The organism is Clostridium arbusti SL206 (genome assembly GCF_000246895.1).
GTDB lineage: Bacteria > Bacillota > Clostridia > Clostridiales > Clostridiaceae > Clostridium_I > Clostridium_I arbusti.
The window spans coordinates 1-16,139 of record NZ_BAEV01000025.1 but is presented as its reverse complement, the minus strand read 5'-3'; the positions used below and the strand labels follow the sequence as shown (position 1 = coordinate 16,139).

General features: G+C 29.0%; 16 protein-coding genes. 13 read left to right on the top strand and 3 right to left on the bottom strand.

The features are described from left to right. Positions 1–54: 54 nt before the first annotated feature. A complete protein-coding gene (gene perR, locus RH99_RS06600; RefSeq protein ID WP_010235623.1) occupies positions 55–489 on the bottom strand; it encodes a transcriptional regulator PerR in 435 nt (144 codons plus the stop codon). 382 nt (positions 490–871) lie between these two features. On the opposite strand from perR, the gene RH99_RS06595 reads away from it, so the two are divergent. The 13 genes from RH99_RS06595 to RH99_RS06535 all read left to right on the top strand — a co-directional run bounded on the left by RH99_RS06595 (position 872) and on the right by RH99_RS06535 (position 15,209). Further along, positions 872–2,248 carry a PhoH family protein gene (locus RH99_RS06595; protein WP_010235622.1) on the top strand — a complete coding sequence of 459 codons (1,377 nt, stop codon included), beginning with the start codon at positions 872–874 and terminating at the stop codon, positions 2,246–2,248. Positions 2,249–2,696: 448 nt separating this feature from the next. Then, positions 2,697–3,773: a phosphodiester glycosidase family protein gene (locus RH99_RS06590; protein ID WP_010235620.1), complete on the top strand. Its 1,077-nt coding sequence runs from the start codon at positions 2,697–2,699 to the stop codon at positions 3,771–3,773. A 22-nt stretch (positions 3,774–3,795) separates the two neighbouring features. Further along, the gene (locus RH99_RS06585; RefSeq protein ID WP_010235618.1) at positions 3,796–4,824 is read left to right on the top strand and encodes a hypothetical protein; all 1,029 of its coding nucleotides are present in this window, start codon (positions 3,796–3,798) and stop codon (positions 4,822–4,824) included. 86 nt (positions 4,825–4,910) lie between these two features. Continuing rightward, complete coding sequence (locus RH99_RS06580) at positions 4,911–5,945, top strand: phosphodiester glycosidase family protein (protein WP_010235616.1); 1,035 nt, start codon at positions 4,911–4,913, stop codon at positions 5,943–5,945. A gap of 10 nt (positions 5,946–5,955) precedes the next feature. Continuing rightward, on the top strand, positions 5,956–6,981 hold the full coding sequence (locus RH99_RS06575) for a hypothetical protein (protein WP_010235614.1): 1,026 nt from the start codon (positions 5,956–5,958) through the stop codon (positions 6,979–6,981). Between the two features lie 130 nt (positions 6,982–7,111). Then, on the top strand, positions 7,112–7,768 hold the full coding sequence (locus RH99_RS06570; protein ID WP_010235613.1) for a site-2 protease family protein: 657 nt from the start codon (positions 7,112–7,114) through the stop codon (positions 7,766–7,768). Positions 7,769–8,259: 491 nt separating this feature from the next. Continuing rightward, entirely contained in the window at positions 8,260–8,895 is a 636-nt protein-coding gene (trmB, locus tag RH99_RS06565) for a tRNA (guanosine(46)-N7)-methyltransferase TrmB (protein WP_010235612.1), read from the top strand. Positions 8,896–9,024: 129 nt separating this feature from the next. Further along, entirely contained in the window at positions 9,025–9,282 is a 258-nt protein-coding gene (locus RH99_RS06560) for a DUF3892 domain-containing protein (protein WP_010235610.1), read from the top strand. 373 nt (positions 9,283–9,655) lie between these two features. Further along, on the top strand, positions 9,656–10,771 hold the full coding sequence (gene rodA / locus RH99_RS06555; RefSeq protein WP_010235608.1) for a rod shape-determining protein RodA: 1,116 nt from the start codon (positions 9,656–9,658) through the stop codon (positions 10,769–10,771). A 458-nt stretch (positions 10,772–11,229) separates the two neighbouring features. Further along, positions 11,230–12,333, top strand: coding sequence for a rod shape-determining protein RodA (rodA, locus tag RH99_RS06550; protein WP_010235606.1), 1,104 nt, complete (start codon positions 11,230–11,232; stop codon positions 12,331–12,333). 40 nt (positions 12,334–12,373) lie between these two features. Continuing rightward, positions 12,374–13,120: an elongation factor P 5-aminopentanone reductase gene (gene ymfI, locus RH99_RS06545; RefSeq protein WP_010235604.1), complete on the top strand. Its 747-nt coding sequence runs from the start codon at positions 12,374–12,376 to the stop codon at positions 13,118–13,120. 69 nt (positions 13,121–13,189) lie between these two features. Beyond that, a complete protein-coding gene (locus RH99_RS06540) occupies positions 13,190–14,074 on the top strand; it encodes an MBL fold metallo-hydrolase (RefSeq protein WP_243441463.1) in 885 nt (294 codons plus the stop codon). A 241-nt stretch (positions 14,075–14,315) separates the two neighbouring features. After that, positions 14,316–15,209, top strand: coding sequence for a DUF2156 domain-containing protein (locus tag RH99_RS06535; protein ID WP_010235597.1), 894 nt, complete (start codon positions 14,316–14,318; stop codon positions 15,207–15,209). A gap of 43 nt (positions 15,210–15,252) precedes the next feature. On the opposite strand, the gene RH99_RS06530 is transcribed toward RH99_RS06535, so the two are convergent. Then, positions 15,253–15,510, bottom strand: a complete 258-nt coding sequence (locus RH99_RS06530) for a hypothetical protein (RefSeq protein WP_010235593.1) — start codon at positions 15,508–15,510, stop codon at positions 15,253–15,255. 119 nt (positions 15,511–15,629) lie between these two features. Further along, positions 15,630–16,139 (bottom strand): MBL fold metallo-hydrolase (locus tag RH99_RS06525; protein WP_010235592.1); only part of this gene is annotated, 510 nt, incomplete at its 5' end.

Sequence of the window (16,139 nt, the reverse complement as noted above, 5' to 3'; positions counted from 1 at the left end):
TTATAAAAAAATAGATTGTATAATAATAATTATACAATCTAAGGTAAAGAATGATTATTGAGCATGCTGATTAATAACATGATCCTTGCAATTCTTACAAATGCCATAAAAATAAACTCTATTTGTTAGGACTTCAAAATCAGTGAATTCACTGATTTTGCTATTTAAATCTGTAAAGTTTACATTTTCTACATCATCAACTCTACCACAACAGATGCACTGTATGTGAGGATGAGAGGATACATTGCTATCATATCTAAAGTTGCCCTCACCAACATTTAATTCAATAACTAGATTTACTTCTGCAAGTGTTTTAAGTGCTTTATAAACTGTAGCTAAACTCATAGTAGGATAATCTGTTTGCAAAGCTTTGTATATAGTTTCAGCAGAAGGATGCTCTTTTGTTGACTGAAGATATTTATATACTGCTATACGTTGAGGCGTTAATTTTAATTTCTTTTCTCTAAAAATATTTGTTATGCTGTTCATAAGCACCATCCTTACTTTTTAATTAGCTATATTATATAATAAAGATTATCACTTGTCAAAAGAATATTTTTATTATATATATGTAAATATGATAATATATGGAATGAAGTATTCGCATATATTACTATAAGAGATATTTAAAAATTTTAATTTAATATAAATCAATTAACATTTAATTACTACATTAATAATATAAATAACATATAATATTAATAGATGTTATTTATATTATTAATTAATCTTGTTTACTGAGAATTATATAGCTCATTAAGTTTAGATGAATTATCTAAGATTACTCCAACAATCTTCTTTTAGAAGATTGTATAACTATGGAGGTGATCATGAGATAAACTATTGGGTGAATTTGAAAGGGGGAGTTTTTTTGAAGCGTACCTATGTATTGGATACAAATGTTATCCTCTATTCTCCAGGGGCAATAACTTCTTTTGCAGATAATGATGTGGTTATTCCAGAGGTAGTTCTTGAAGAATTAGATTCATTTAAAAAAGATAAAAATGATTTAGGAGCTAATGCAAGACATGCTGCAAGAATATTAGATAAATTAAGAAAAGAAGGTAATATAAGTGAGGGAATAGAGCTTCCAGGGGGAGGTAAGCTTAGGGTAGAGATGAATCATCATGATACACAAATACCTGAAAGTTGGGACAAATCTAAGCCTGATAATAGAATAGTACAGGTATGTAAAGCTCTTAAAGAGCAAGGTGAAGATGTCTATTTAATTAGTAAGGATATATTTGAAAGAATAAAAGGGGATTGTGTAGGGGTAAATGTAGAGGATTTCTATGAGAAGGTAGTACCTGAATATGATAGCCAGTATACAGGAAGAATTGATGTCTATGTTCCTTCAGAAAAATTGGAAGATTTTTTTAAAAATAAATTTTTGGATTCAAGTAATCTGTTAAGCTATTCTTATGATACTGAGCAGTATTATAAGCCAGAACTCTATATTAATCAATTTGTTATAATTCATTCAATGGATAATGCTAAACAGACAGCGCTGGGTAGGTTTGATGGTAAATTAGTAGTTCCACTTAAATATACAGAAATGAAACCCTTAGGACTTACTACAAGGAATGTAGGACAAAAATTCATGCTAGAATCTCTATATACGGATGCGGATAAGGCGCCACTTGTAATAATAAAGGGACCGGCAGGAACTGCCAAAACATTATTTTCCTTGGCAGCAGGGCTATACAAAATACTAGAAGAGAGCGATGTTCAGTATAGAAGAATACTTGTATGTAGACCAAATGTAACTATGGATGAAGATATAGGCTATTTACCAGGATCAGAACAGGATAAAATATCGCCATTTATGAGACCTATCTTTGATAATCTAGAAATACTTGTGGATTCAGATGAAAATGAAAGATACAAGAATGAAGGAGAATTAAATGATAAGGTAAAAGAACTCTTTGACAGAAGAATAATAACAACAGAAGCTGTAGCCTATCTTAGAGGTAGATCAATACTAAAAAATTGGGTTATAGTAGATGAGGCTCAAAACTTATCACCAAAGCAAGTTAAAGCTATTATAACAAGAGTAGGAGAAGGAACTAAACTTATACTCATTGGAGATCCAGATCAGATTGACCAACCATTTTTGGATTCACGATCTAACGGATTATGTTATGCGGCAGAGAAAATGAAAGGAAGCAAAATATGCTATCAAGTTACTTTGAAATTTGATGAATGTGAGAGATCACCACTTGCTTTTGAAGCATCTAAACGATTGTAAATAACTTCAATATGTAAATATAATATTTATGAAATTTTATTAAGGCATGTGAAAATAAATAGTAAGTCAAAGATGCGACGAATATTTTGAATTGAGCAAGGAAGCAGGTTCCGAAGATAGTTGGGCTATCTGAGGGTTCTGCTGACGCAGTAGGATTCAAAATAGGCTAGCATACTGACTAGTTATTTATTTGAATATGCCTAATGGGAATTAACATGCCTATTTAGTTATGAGTCTAATTTAACTAAATAGGCTTTTATATTATTTTAAATATATATTGTACATATATGCCTATTTTTAGAAATGGATATTTAATTAGATTTTAAAGATAAATATTAGATAGTTACTAGTTAAGTTACAAAAAATATACAATTTTTAAATGAAAAATTTTCTGAAATGTTGTAAAATATAAGTTATATGTTAAAAAAAATTTTTATGAGGTACAAATATGAAAAATGGAATTAGTAATGAATCAAATTTAAGAAGAAATAGAAATAATAAAAAGGGAGTGAAAAAAACTAAAAGATTTAAGCTTTTAATATACTTTATAATTTTTCAACTGGTCTTTAGTATTGCTACTGCTCCTTTAATAGTTTTTTATGGACCATTCGCTACACTAAAAAAGACAATAGTAGGTACTGCTATGAGTACATTTAAGAGTCAATACATTGCTACACTTTTTTTATCCAAAAAACAGATTAATGATATACTTTATAGCGATGATAGTAGCAATGGGAATGCTAGTCCAATTACTTCATTAGAAGAAGATTTGAAAAAGATAAAAATTGGAGGACATGATAGTAGCATAGAATTAGAAAAGGTTGATGGAAGAAAATTTACTGGGTTAATGCTTGTAGTTCATGATCCTACAAGAGTTAAAATTGGTTATTCATCTAAGCTTGGAACTGTAGGTGAAAAAACCAGTCAGATAGCTAAAAACAATAACGCCATAGGAGCAATAAATGGGGGAGGATTCCAAGATAAGGGCAAAAATTCTACAGCCACTTGGACTGGAACTGGAGCTTTACCTACAGGTATAATAATTTCTGGCGGTAAACTTATTTATCCAAAGGAAGATGTAAATTATAATCAAAAGATGATAGGTGTGGCCGGTATTACTAAAGATGGACATTTAGTAGTTGGTGATCACAGTGTTAATGAACTATTAAAGAATGGAGTTAAGGAGGCAATATGCTTTGGACCAACACTTATATTAAATGGAACAGTTCAGACTAGAGATAGTAACGGAAGAGCCATAGATACTCAGGGAGCTAATCCAAGAACTGCTATTGGACAAAGAGCAGATGGATCAATACTTCTTCTAACTATTGACGGAAGGCAAGGACTTCAAATGGGAGCCACTATTTCAGACGTACAAAGGGTTATGAAGGACCAAGGAGCATTAAATGCAGTTAACCTTGATGGAGGAGCCTCAACTACTTTATATTATAACGGAAGCGTGCAAAACAATCCAAGTGATAAATTTGGTGAAAGACCAATACCAACAGCCATATACGTAAAGTAAAATAAATGAGGAGGATTATACGGTGAGAACTTCTAAGAGAATTTTTACATGGATTATTATTTCACTAATTTTACAATGTTCGCTTTATTTATTTTTAGATAAATTTTATTTTTCTCCAGAAGGAAGTATAAAAGTTACAAAGATAGATAGCGTAGATAAAAAAAAGCAAATAAAACCTAATGTGACCTTTGATAGTACAGATAAGAATATATCACTATCTGATGACTTTACTTATACTGCATATATGTCTAACGGACTTGTAAAAGTAGTTGACACTACTACTGGAAAAGAAAGAAAGATAAATTTTTCTAGTGGAATAAAGTGTTTATCATATAAATGGGTACCAGGTACAAGTAGGATGATTATAGCGGAAAAGGTTAATAGCAATACAATAAAGTTTTTTTATTATGATGCTGAAAAGCAGTCCAAAGCAGGAATATATGACTATGAAAACAAAAGAGAAAACTCAATGCCGGCAGGTCAAGATGTAGATTTTCAAATTTCCGAATTGACAGGAGTATTATATGCAAAAATAACTTATAGTAAATCCATAGCCAGAATATATAGAATAGATAGAAATGAAACACTTACTAGAGTTAGTACAGTAACTACAAATGTTGGAAACATAGCAGTTGCATCCAATGATGATCAACTAGTGTATGAAGATTCACAATATGGAGGGATACATAGCAATTATTCACCTAAAAGAACAATAAGTTTAAATGGAATTTCAAGGATTTCACTTCTTGGAGCAGATGATAATGATAACTTCTACATAGGTGTTGGAAAATTAACAATCAATAAAATTTATTATGGAAAACTTACAGAAAATACTTCTTCTTGGAAAGAAGTATCTACAAGCAGCCTGATAAACACTGCTGATGTTGTTGTAAGTTCAAATGGAAACATATATGTAGTTAATAAAGATCAAGAAACAGTTACAGACATAAGTAATAATAAAAAAAATACTTATGAAGGTAATTTTGTTGAGATGAATAATGACTCAATAATTTCCACAATAGACAATAAATTGACAATAAAATCCTTCTAAAAGTAAATTAATGATGAACTCTATTTAAAAATTTGTCTATCTATAGTAGAATATAGTTTATAGTTTGCTTAGAAAGGATAGATAGAATGTCAAATTCCAAAATAGGAAAAGAAACTAAAGATAAAAATAGAAATAGATTAGGGAAATTGAAATATTCAATAGCATTCATTGTATTTGAAATTATTTTTACATTTATTACTTTAGTGTTTATAGTTTTCTATGGACCTTTTAATAATGTTAAAAAGACAGTGGTTGGTGCATTAATGACTTCTGGTAGACATCAGTATGTAGCAAAATGGTTTTTGTCTGATGTAGATATAAATAAATTAACCAATACTGATGTAGCTAATCAAAAATTAGGACAAGGTACTGAAAAAATAAATGTAAATGAAATAAATGTAGAACACAAAAATGATACAAATATAGAGAGATATGATGTAGACGGAAAAAAATTTAAGGGATATATGCTAGTCATACATGATCCAACTAGAGTTAAAGTAGGGTATACTAAAAATCTTGGAAAAGAAGGTCAATGTACTAGTGTGATTGCTGAAGAAAATAATGCTATAGCTGCAATAAATGGAGGTGGCTTTAGTGACGAGTCTTCCTCTGGAAATTCTAAATATACTGGTACAGGAGGAAAACCTATAGGTATTTTAATGTCTAAGGGTAAGATAGTATCTAATAATTCAGGAAATTTATCGCAAAAAGTACCAACTATGGGGATTGATGCAGATGGTAAATTATTAGTTGGAAACTATAGTATTAATGATTTAAAGGAAAATAAGGTTACAGATGCTATTTCCTTTGGTCCTGTACTAGTACTGAATAGTAAACCTCAAGTTATAGATCAAGAAGGTGGAATCGCTCCAAGAACTGCAGTGGGGCAGAGAAAAGATGGGTCTATGCTTCTATTAGTTATAGATGGAAGACAATTAAAAAGTGCTGGTGCTACTTATGAGGATGTGAGAACTGCTATGTTGCAATATGGAGCTGTAAATGCTATAAATTTAGATGGTGGTTCATCAACTACAATGTACTATAATGGCGACGTTATAAATAATCCTTGTGATGCTGTTGGTGAAAGATATGTACCTTCAGTTGTCTATGTTGAGAACTAGGAGGAAACCAATGAGCAGAATACTAAAGCATATGACTGTATGGATATGTATATCTTTAGCAGTACAATTTGGTGTATTGTATTATATTAATAAGAATTATTTAAAAACAGAAACTTATTTTCAAACAAAAAAAATTGAAGTTAAAGCACTTAAAAAGTCAGAAATAACTATAAATATACCTAGTGATGCTGAGCAGATAAAAGCTTCTTATGACGGAAATTATATTTCTTATTATCAAGGTGAAGTTCTTAAGGTAGTTAATACTCTTAATGGACAAGAAAAGAGTGTAGTTCCAGCAGAGGGAAATAAAATATCCCTATATCAGTGGCTTCCAGATAGACATAGAATAATATTAGCTGAGAAACCAACTTCTAGTTATAAGGGTAATATTGAATTGAAATATTATGATTCGAGTAAAGATGTAAAAGACAATATAGAGAAGCTAACTTGGTCAGATAAGCAATCAGAAATACAGGATATTGAAGTTTCTCCTATAACTAATCTTATGTTTGTTAAAGTGAAAAGAAATTCTGAGAGAAACGATACCTATGAAGTAAATGCTATGAATGAAGTAAATAAAATTACTACAGTTTCAAACTTAGGAAATATTAAGATTCTTCCTCATGAAGATGAATTGATTTATGAAGATGCTGATAATCACACTATAGAGACCACAAATAAAGACCATAGTATAATTTTTAAAGATGTGCCTAATCCTACTATATTGGGTTGTGACAATAATGACAATATTTATATAGGTAGTGTTACTAATGGTAAGATAGATAAGATATATTATGGAAGTCCACAGGATCATACTGATCAGTGGCAGGTATTAAATGTTTCCGAACCTTGTGATGCTAATGATATATATGTATCAGAAGCGGGAGAAGTATATGTTAACAGCAATCTAAAGGGACAGATTCAATCTTTAAAAGGCAATAAAATTACTAGTTACAGTGGAAATTTACTTCAGATGACTGATAAAGTAGTGATTTCTAATGAAAATGGTAAATTGCAAAAGACAATTTATAAATAAAATTAAAAATACCTATAAAGGCGTCATTTAATATAGACGTCTTTAATTATTTTTTAATAAGTATTATATGTTCATCAAAAGTTTGGTATAATTATAGAATATAACTAAAAATTTAAAGGGAGGAATATTCTTGTTTGATTCATCACGACTTTTATATATAATTTTATCTATACCTGGAATTTTAATAGCTTTTACCTTTCATGAATATGCACATGCAATTGTTGCAGATAGATTAGGTGATAAAACTCCTAAATTTCAAGGTAGACTTACTTTGAACCCAATAGCACATATAGATCCAATAGGATTTTTATTGATTTTAATATTGGGATTTGGTTGGGCTAAACCAGTACAAACTAATCCTAGTGCTTATAAGAATTATTATAAAGATGATCTTAAGGTATCAATTGCTGGATCACTGGCAAACTTAATTATAGGCTTTGTATTTGCTTTTATAAGTATCATATTTTCTAAGGTAGCGCCAGATTTTAATGTGTCCAGTATCATTCTAAAAATACTTGTGATTACAGCACAGTTAAATTGTATGCTGTGTATATTAAATTTAATACCAATACCTGGATTCGATGGATTTCATATTTTAAGAGATCTATTTCCAAAAGTTTTTTATAATGTAGCTGATTCTATGTATAGATATCAATTGATTATATTTATGGTTTTAGTTTTTCCTATAATTGGAGGAGTATCTATATTTTATTATATTGTAGGAATACCATCACAAGCGATATACAGTATGTTTATGAAATTAGCAAGTACAGTTATAGGACTATAAATTTTAACCTGACTAACTTGGTGTAAGTCTCCCACGCATTCTGTGAAAGTGATTCACACAAAATCAAAAAAAAGATTTTGGTTCTCTGCTTTTCTTCAAGTAGGAGTCCAACGCCAAGTAAGTCATGCATTCGCAGTTCTAAAATTCAGATGGGGTAAAAGAATCCCCACCTGAATTAAGAACTTGCTTCAATATAATTAAATTACCCAGGAAATACAGAAAATGTAATGGATGTGTTTTAAAATTACTGATTTGTATGATTGAATATGAGAATACTTTAGTTTTAAGCTTAGAATAATACTAGTATGTCCATAACTACTTCTTAGATTCAAGGAGAGTTTTACTTTTACTCTCTTTGAATCTAAGAAGTCTGTTTATTTTTAATCAGTATTATAAAGGAATGTTGATTTAACTAATTTACATAAAGATAATAGTGCTTAAAACAGGTTATTTATTTGAATATACTTAATATGATTAACGGAGGAGAAACAATGCGACTTAGAAAAAAATGGTGGGCAAGACCAGAAATGGAAGAAAGCCCTTTAGTTATAACAGAGCCTAGAGAATATAAAGGCAAATGGAAAGATGTATTTAATAATGATAATGAAATATATTTAGAACTTGGTTGTGGTAGAGGTGAATTTGTAACTAAGAAAGCAATAGATAATCCGGATAAAAATTATATAGCAATAGATTTAAAAGATGAAGTGCTTGTATATGTACTTAGAAAAGTAAAGGAAGCAGAACTTACAAATGTAAGAATAATTCCTTTAGAAATAGCTTTTATTACTGAAATTTTTGATAAAAATGAAATAAGTAGAATATATATTAATTTTTGTAATCCATGGCCTAAGGATAGGCATAATAAAAGAAGACTTACGCATACAAGGTTTTTAGAAAGATATAAACAATTTATAAAACCGGGAACAGAAATATGGTTTAAGACAGACAATAGAGAATTGTTTGATGCATCTTTAGATTATATGGTTGAGTCTGGATTTGAATTACTGTTCCATACTTATGATTTGCATAGTAGTGGTTTTGAGTTCAACACAGTAACGGAATATGAGAATAAATTTGTTAGTCTTGGAATGAAGATTATGTTTTTAAGGTCTAAATTAAAATAGTAAAATATAAACTATTTTCATATGCCTTAATATGTCTAATAGTATAATTAATATAAATATGGGAAACATATATATAAGTAAATGGTACTGCTTATTTGTGATTTTGTTATTGATATAAGGAGGAGTTTTATGCAATTGGGATTTAGAAATTCACATATAATACAAAAAGTAATTAAGAATAATAATGATGATATAATTGCCTATAGACTTGAAAACGATGAAATAATAATGAAGGAAGAAGCAGTAAGTATGGCGTCACAAGGATTGATTAGTGGAGTAACAGTTAAATCTGATGATGAAGGAAATGAATATTTGGGAAGTAGTTCAGAAGATTCTAATGATGATTTTTTAATAAATGCATCTAGAAATAATAAAGATTTTTATTAATCAATCCATTTGTAAATAAACTGAAAGTTTTATTTTATTAAAAGGGCTAAGTTGTTCTATTATATCTAGAAGAATTTATAGCCCTTTATAATTTTTTAGTCTATAAGGCATGTTCAAATAAATAACTAGTCAGTATACTAGTCTATTATGAATTATACTACGTTAACAGAACCTTCTGATAGCACCACTATCATCAGAACCTGTTTCCTTGTATAATTCAAAATATACGTCGCATCTTTGACTTGTTATTTATTTTCACATGCCTAAACAAAATTAATAAAATGCATATAAAATTAATTGTTTGTTAATTGACAACTAATATGATTTTTATGGATAATAAGATATCATAAATTTTTGTTTGGAGGTTTATTATTTGAAAAAGTGGATTATAGATAGCCGATTATTAAAACAATTAGATATTCCTTTAATTATTACAGCACTTGTCATTGCCATTTTTGGGGTTATGAATATATATAGTGCAACTAACTCTTCTTCTGGTACTTATTATTTGAGAACACAGGCTTTATTTATATGTATAGCTTTAGTTGCTTGCTATATTATATTATTAATTGATTATAATATAATGAGCAATTTTTCAGAAGTTATATATTGGATTGGTGTAGCGTTACTGCTAGCTACAGATTTACAAAATATGCATGTTAAAGGGGCTAATTCTTGGCTTAAATTAGGACCATTGCCTTCTATTGAACCAGCAGAATTCTTTAGAATGGCATTGGCTTTGATTCTTGCAAAGAAAATAAGTAACATGGAGGGAAATGTAAATGATCCCAAAAATCTTTTGAAGTTAATACTTTATACCGCCATACCAGCAGCAATGATAATTAAGCAACCTAATTTGGGAATGGCTATAATATGTCTTTGTATATCTTTTTGTATATTATTTATATCAGGACTTAATTTAAAGATAATATTTGGAACAATAGCTTTAATTATACCTACTTGTATAATTATATGGGAAAGTAATGTTTTAAAGCCTTATCAGATGGCAAGAGTAACCTCCTTTTTAAACCCTGAGGCTACTCAGCAAAGCACGGGATATCAACTTCTTAATTCTAAGATTGGTATAGGTTCTGGTGGAATTTTCGGAAAGGGATTTTTACATGGAACTCAAATATCAGGAGGATATGTCCCAGAAGCTCATACGGACTTTGTATTTGCAGCAGTAGGTGAAGAATGGGGACTATTGGGTGCTGTTGGGCTACTACTTTTATATGGCATAGTACTCTATAGAATTATAAAAATAGCTAAAAATTCTAAAGACATTTTGGGAAAACTTATTTGTGTTGGAACTTTTGGAGGTTTAACTTTTTCAATATATCAGAACATAGCTATGACAATAGGACTTGCTCCTATATCTGGAATAACACTTCCACTTATGAGTGCAGGAGGAAGTTCTATAATAGCAAACTTCATGGCCTTAGCTTTAGTACTAAATGTAGGTATGAGAAAGAAAAAAATAAACTTTTAGTAGTACATAATGATAAGGCATGTGAAAAAGATAGACTAGAATACATACTAGTTATTTTCTTCACATGCCTAAAATATTTGTAGAGTTTACAATACTTTTAGTGAGGATTTAGTAATTGATGTATTTGTTAATTACTAAATCCTATTTTATATTAGGCACATTCAAATAAATAACTAGTCAGTATGCTAGCCTATTTTGAATTCCACTGCGTCAGCAGAACCCTCTGATAGCGCCACTATCAGCAGAACCTGTTTCCTTGTATAATTCAAAATAGACGTCGCATCTTTGACTTGTTATTTATTTTCACATGCCTTAAGAATAAAAATAGGATTAAAATTTATATTCTTAATATAAGGAGTACTCTTCCATAATAAATATAAATATTTATTAATTGACAAATGAGATGATTTTTGTAGATAATGAATATAGAATAAATTTTTTGTTTGGAGGTCTGAAGGTTGAAAAAGTGGATTATAGACAGTAGATTATTAAGACAATTAGATATTCCCTTAATCATTACAGCACTTTTTATTTCATTTTTTGGGGTTATGAATATATATAGTGCTGCTGGTATTTCTTATTTGAGAACACAAATTATATTTATAATTATTTCAATGATGATTTGTTATATTTTATTATTAATTGATTATAATGTAATGAGTAATTTTTCAGAGGTTATATATTGGATTGGTATAGCTTTGTTATTAGCTACAGACATACAAAATATGGCTGTTAAAGGGGCTAATTCTTGGCTTAAATTAGGACCTTTACCTTCTATTGAACCGGCAGAGTTTTTTAGAATGGCATTGGCTCTAATTCTTGCAAAGAAAATAAATGATATGGAAGGTAATGTAAATGAACCCAAAAATCTTTTGAAAATATTATTTTATACAGCTATACCAACAATAATGATAATTAAACAACCTAATTTAGGGATGGCAATAATATGCCTTTGTATAGCTTTTGGTATACTTTTTATATCAGGACTTAATTTAAAAATAATATTTGGAGCAATAGCTTTAGTTATACCTGCCTGTATAATAGTATGGAAGGCACATATTTTAAAAGCTTATCAGATGGCAAGAATAACTTCATTTTTACATCCTGAAACTACACAGCAGAGTACAGGTTATCAACTCACCAATTCTAAAATAGGTATAGGATCTGGAGGGCTTTTGGGTAAAGGATTCTTACATGGGACTCAAGTATCTGGAGGATATGTTCCAGAGGCACATACAGATTTTATATTTGCAGCAGTAGGAGAACAATGGGGATTGATTGGTTCTATTGCACTCTTATGTCTATATGCCATAGTGCTTTATAGAATTATAAAAATAGCTAAAAATTCTAAAGATATTTTGGGAAAACTAATTTGCATTGGAACTTTTGCAGGTTTAACATTTTCAATATATCAGAACGTAGCTATGACAATAGGACTTGCTCCTATATCTGGAATAACACTTCCACTTATGAGTGCAGGAGGAAGTTCTATAATAGCAAACTTCATGGCATTAGCATTGGTATTAAATGTAGGCATGAGAAAGAAAAAAATAAACTTTTAGCTATAGATTATTTGGTTGATTTGTGAAAGGGAGTATACAATTGAGTAATATTTTAAGTGGAAAAGTTGCACTTGTAACAGGTTCTTCTAGAGGTATAGGAAGGCATATAGCTATAGAGATGGCTAAGGAAGGTGCATCAATAGCTATAAATTATTTAAAAGATGATAATGGAGCAAAAGAAACTCTAGAACTTTTAAATAATGAGGGAATCTATGCAAAGGCTTATAAAGTAGATATTAGAAATTTTAATGATGCAAAAGCTATGGTGGAAGATGTAGTTAATCATTTTGGTAAGATAGATATTCTAGTTAATAATGCTGGAATATCAAAAATAGGATTATTTATGGATCAGTGCGAATTAGATTATAATGAAACTTTCAATTCAAATTTCAAGTCTGTTTTTAATTGTACTAATGCTGCAGTGAGGTATATGATAGAAAGAAAGACTGGATGCATAATAAACATTTCATCTATATGGGGAAATGTGGGAGCTTCTTGTGAGGTGTTATATTCTGCATCTAAAGGTGCAATCAACTCATTTACTAAAGCTCTCGGTAAGGAACTTGCGCCATCAAATATAAGGGTGAATGCCATATCACCTGGAGTTATAGATACTAAGATGAATAGTATGTTTAGTGAAGAAAATATAAAAAATATGGAAGAGGAAATTCCAATGATGAGATTTGGAAGAAGTGATGAAATTGGAAAGTTAGCAGCATTTCTTGCCAGTGATAATGCAAGTTACATAACTTCACAGATTATAACTGCAGATGGTGGTATGATATAATACTAAAAAATTAAATATATAAGTTTATATATATGTGAATATTTAGATGCTAATTTGTCAATATTTTTAATGAACGAATTGAAAGGATGTGATTTGTTTATGGAAATATTATTATTAGTACTTGGAATTTCATTGGTAGTGTTTTTTATGACTATGGGTATAAGTTCAATTGGAAAGAGAAATGGTAAAGTAAAATTTTATTTTATAGGAGTAGTTATTGCTTTTATCATAGGATTTATAGGTTTTTGGAAAATACCAACTAATACAGAAAGCAGCATATCAAATAAAAATGATGTGTCAATTTCTAAAAATCAACAATTGGATGAAAATGAAGATAAATCAACTGCAAATAATACTGAATCAGTGGATACAAAAGCTGTTAATAGTGTTATTAAGAATAATTCATTAAATATAAGTTTTATTAATAATGGTCTCAATGGATGTGTGTTAATGCAATTTAATAAGAAAAATATTCTTATTGATGCTGGTAAAGCAGAAAATACAGAAGATATAAAAACTTCGCTAAAAGGCCATTCCATTAAAGATTTATATGGAATTATTCTAACTACCACAGATAATGACTCTATAGGAGCAGCAGCGGAGCTTATAAAAGATTATAAAATACAAGATATAAGGTATATTGATGATTCTATAAAGAATAATAATTCTTTTAAGGATATACAGTCAGCAGCGGAACAAAATGGATCAACAGTTAAAAAGATAGATTCATCTTATACTATTGATAATACTGTTGTAGATACGAATAATATTACAAAGGGAACTAAGATTAACTTTAAATTTCCAGAAGATCAATATGACTCTAGTATACAAACTATGTCCTTTGTAAAAGATTCATTTCAAACTGGAAACAATCAGAACTTACGTCATGATGTTAATACTAGTTGTGATTCCTTGGGAAATATAATTGTATCAGTATCTACATATCACAACTAAAAATTAAAATTTCATAGTGTTTTATATTAAGTATAAGTATAAGTAAAGATTCTATAACTACAAAATTTATTGTAAATTTAACATAATTCATATTTTATAATGTAATTATTTTGAGGCACTTTTTATATTTGTATATATGATTTGTATTGTAATTTAAAAAATAGTATAATTTGAATAGGTATCAAATGATAATATGATAATATGTGCTATTTTCAGCTAGTTATAGAATTGGAGTGATTTGGTGTTACAATTTAAAAAACTTAATCTTGAGGATAAGGAATTATTCGATGGATACTTGAAGCCTTTTAATTTAAAGAGTTGTGAATATTCTTTTACAACTCTTTTTATATGGAGAGAGGCCTGTAGTATAGAATATGCTATATATGATGATGTACTAATATTAAAAAAGAAAGATTTTAATGGTAAATCTCATTTTATGCAACCCATTGGATATAAAAATAATCAGTTAAAAGAAATTTTTGAACTTCTTAAAGAAATTAAAGAATCTGTAAATATGGATTATTTATTTAAGGATTTGGAGAGTGAATTTGTAGAAGATTTAAGAGAATATTGTGATGTAGAAGTAGATAAAGTAGCAATAGAGGACAAAGATAATTTTGATTATATTTATCCATGTAGTAGTCTTATGTCTTTGTCAGGGAAAAAACTTCATGGTAAAAAAAATCATTATAATCAATTTGTAAAAAATTATGATTACCATATAAAGGATATAAGAGAAGTTGCAGTGGAAGAGTGTATGAATGCTGCAAATGAATGGCTAAGTCATAGAGATGATGTGGACGAATATTTAAAATATGAAATTAAGAGTACAGAGGAACTTCTAAAGAACGAGAATAAATTGGAATATGAAGGTATTGCAGTGTATGTTGAAGATAAAATAGCTGGTTTTACAATGGGAGAAAAGATGAATGATGAGATGGCAATTATTCATATTGAAAAAGCAAACCCTGAAATTAGAGGATTGTATGCATTTATAAATAGAAGCTTTGTTCAGCAATGTTTTAGTGACGTGGATATAATTAATAGAGAACAGGACTTAGGTAAAGAGGGACTTAGAAAAGCTAAACAATCCTATAAACCTTTTGAATTTGTGAAAAAATACATAGTTCAATAAATTAATATTCCCTATACTAATACATAGTATAGGGAATATTAATTTATTTACTACTAATACCTTTATTAGCAGCAGATTTTTGGTTTAACTGTTTAGTTTCTTCAAGACTAGAATCTGATGATGCACTATTTGATAAATTAGAATTAGTAGTGCCTTTATTAATGGCAGAGTCTTGATTTAATTGTTTAGTTTCTTCAAGATTAGAATCGGATGCATTGCTTGACAAATTAGAATTAGCAGCACCTTTATTAGCAGCAGATTTTTGATTTAATTGTCTAGTTTCTTCTAATGAATTAGCCATGAGTAATCTTCTCCTTTAATATATAAAGTATATTTTACTGGCAAACCAGTACATCTCATAGATTACCCATTTAAATAAAAATATATAATAGAACATTTTATATTATATAGATAAAATTACTAATATATAATTTCTTCACCTCTGTGAGTTATATCAACAACTCTTGTATTTCTATCTTTTATTTTATCTTTAAATTGTTTCGTAACCTTATAATCTTCTCTAAAATGCATTGGTATAAATAGTTTTGGACCTATTTCTTTTATAAAGTATTCTCCACCTAAAGAGTAATAGTCCTTAAGACGCAAATCTACGGGAAAAAAAGCTATATCTATAGAATTACCCTTAATTTTTTTTATTTCTTCTTTAAAAGATTTTTCCATATTTGAATTAAATTCTTCGTTTTCATCCAACCAATACCACCAATTTAAATCACCAGCATGAAATATAGTTATTTCATCTATCTTTACTAAAAAGGAAATGCCTATATCAGTAGAACCAAAAGCTTTAATATATATATCTTTTATATTCAAATCTTCATAAGCAGATATCATATTAATATGAGAATCTTTCTTATCTATACTGATGTCACTACTCAATATATATTGAATATCTGGTCTTATACTACGTGT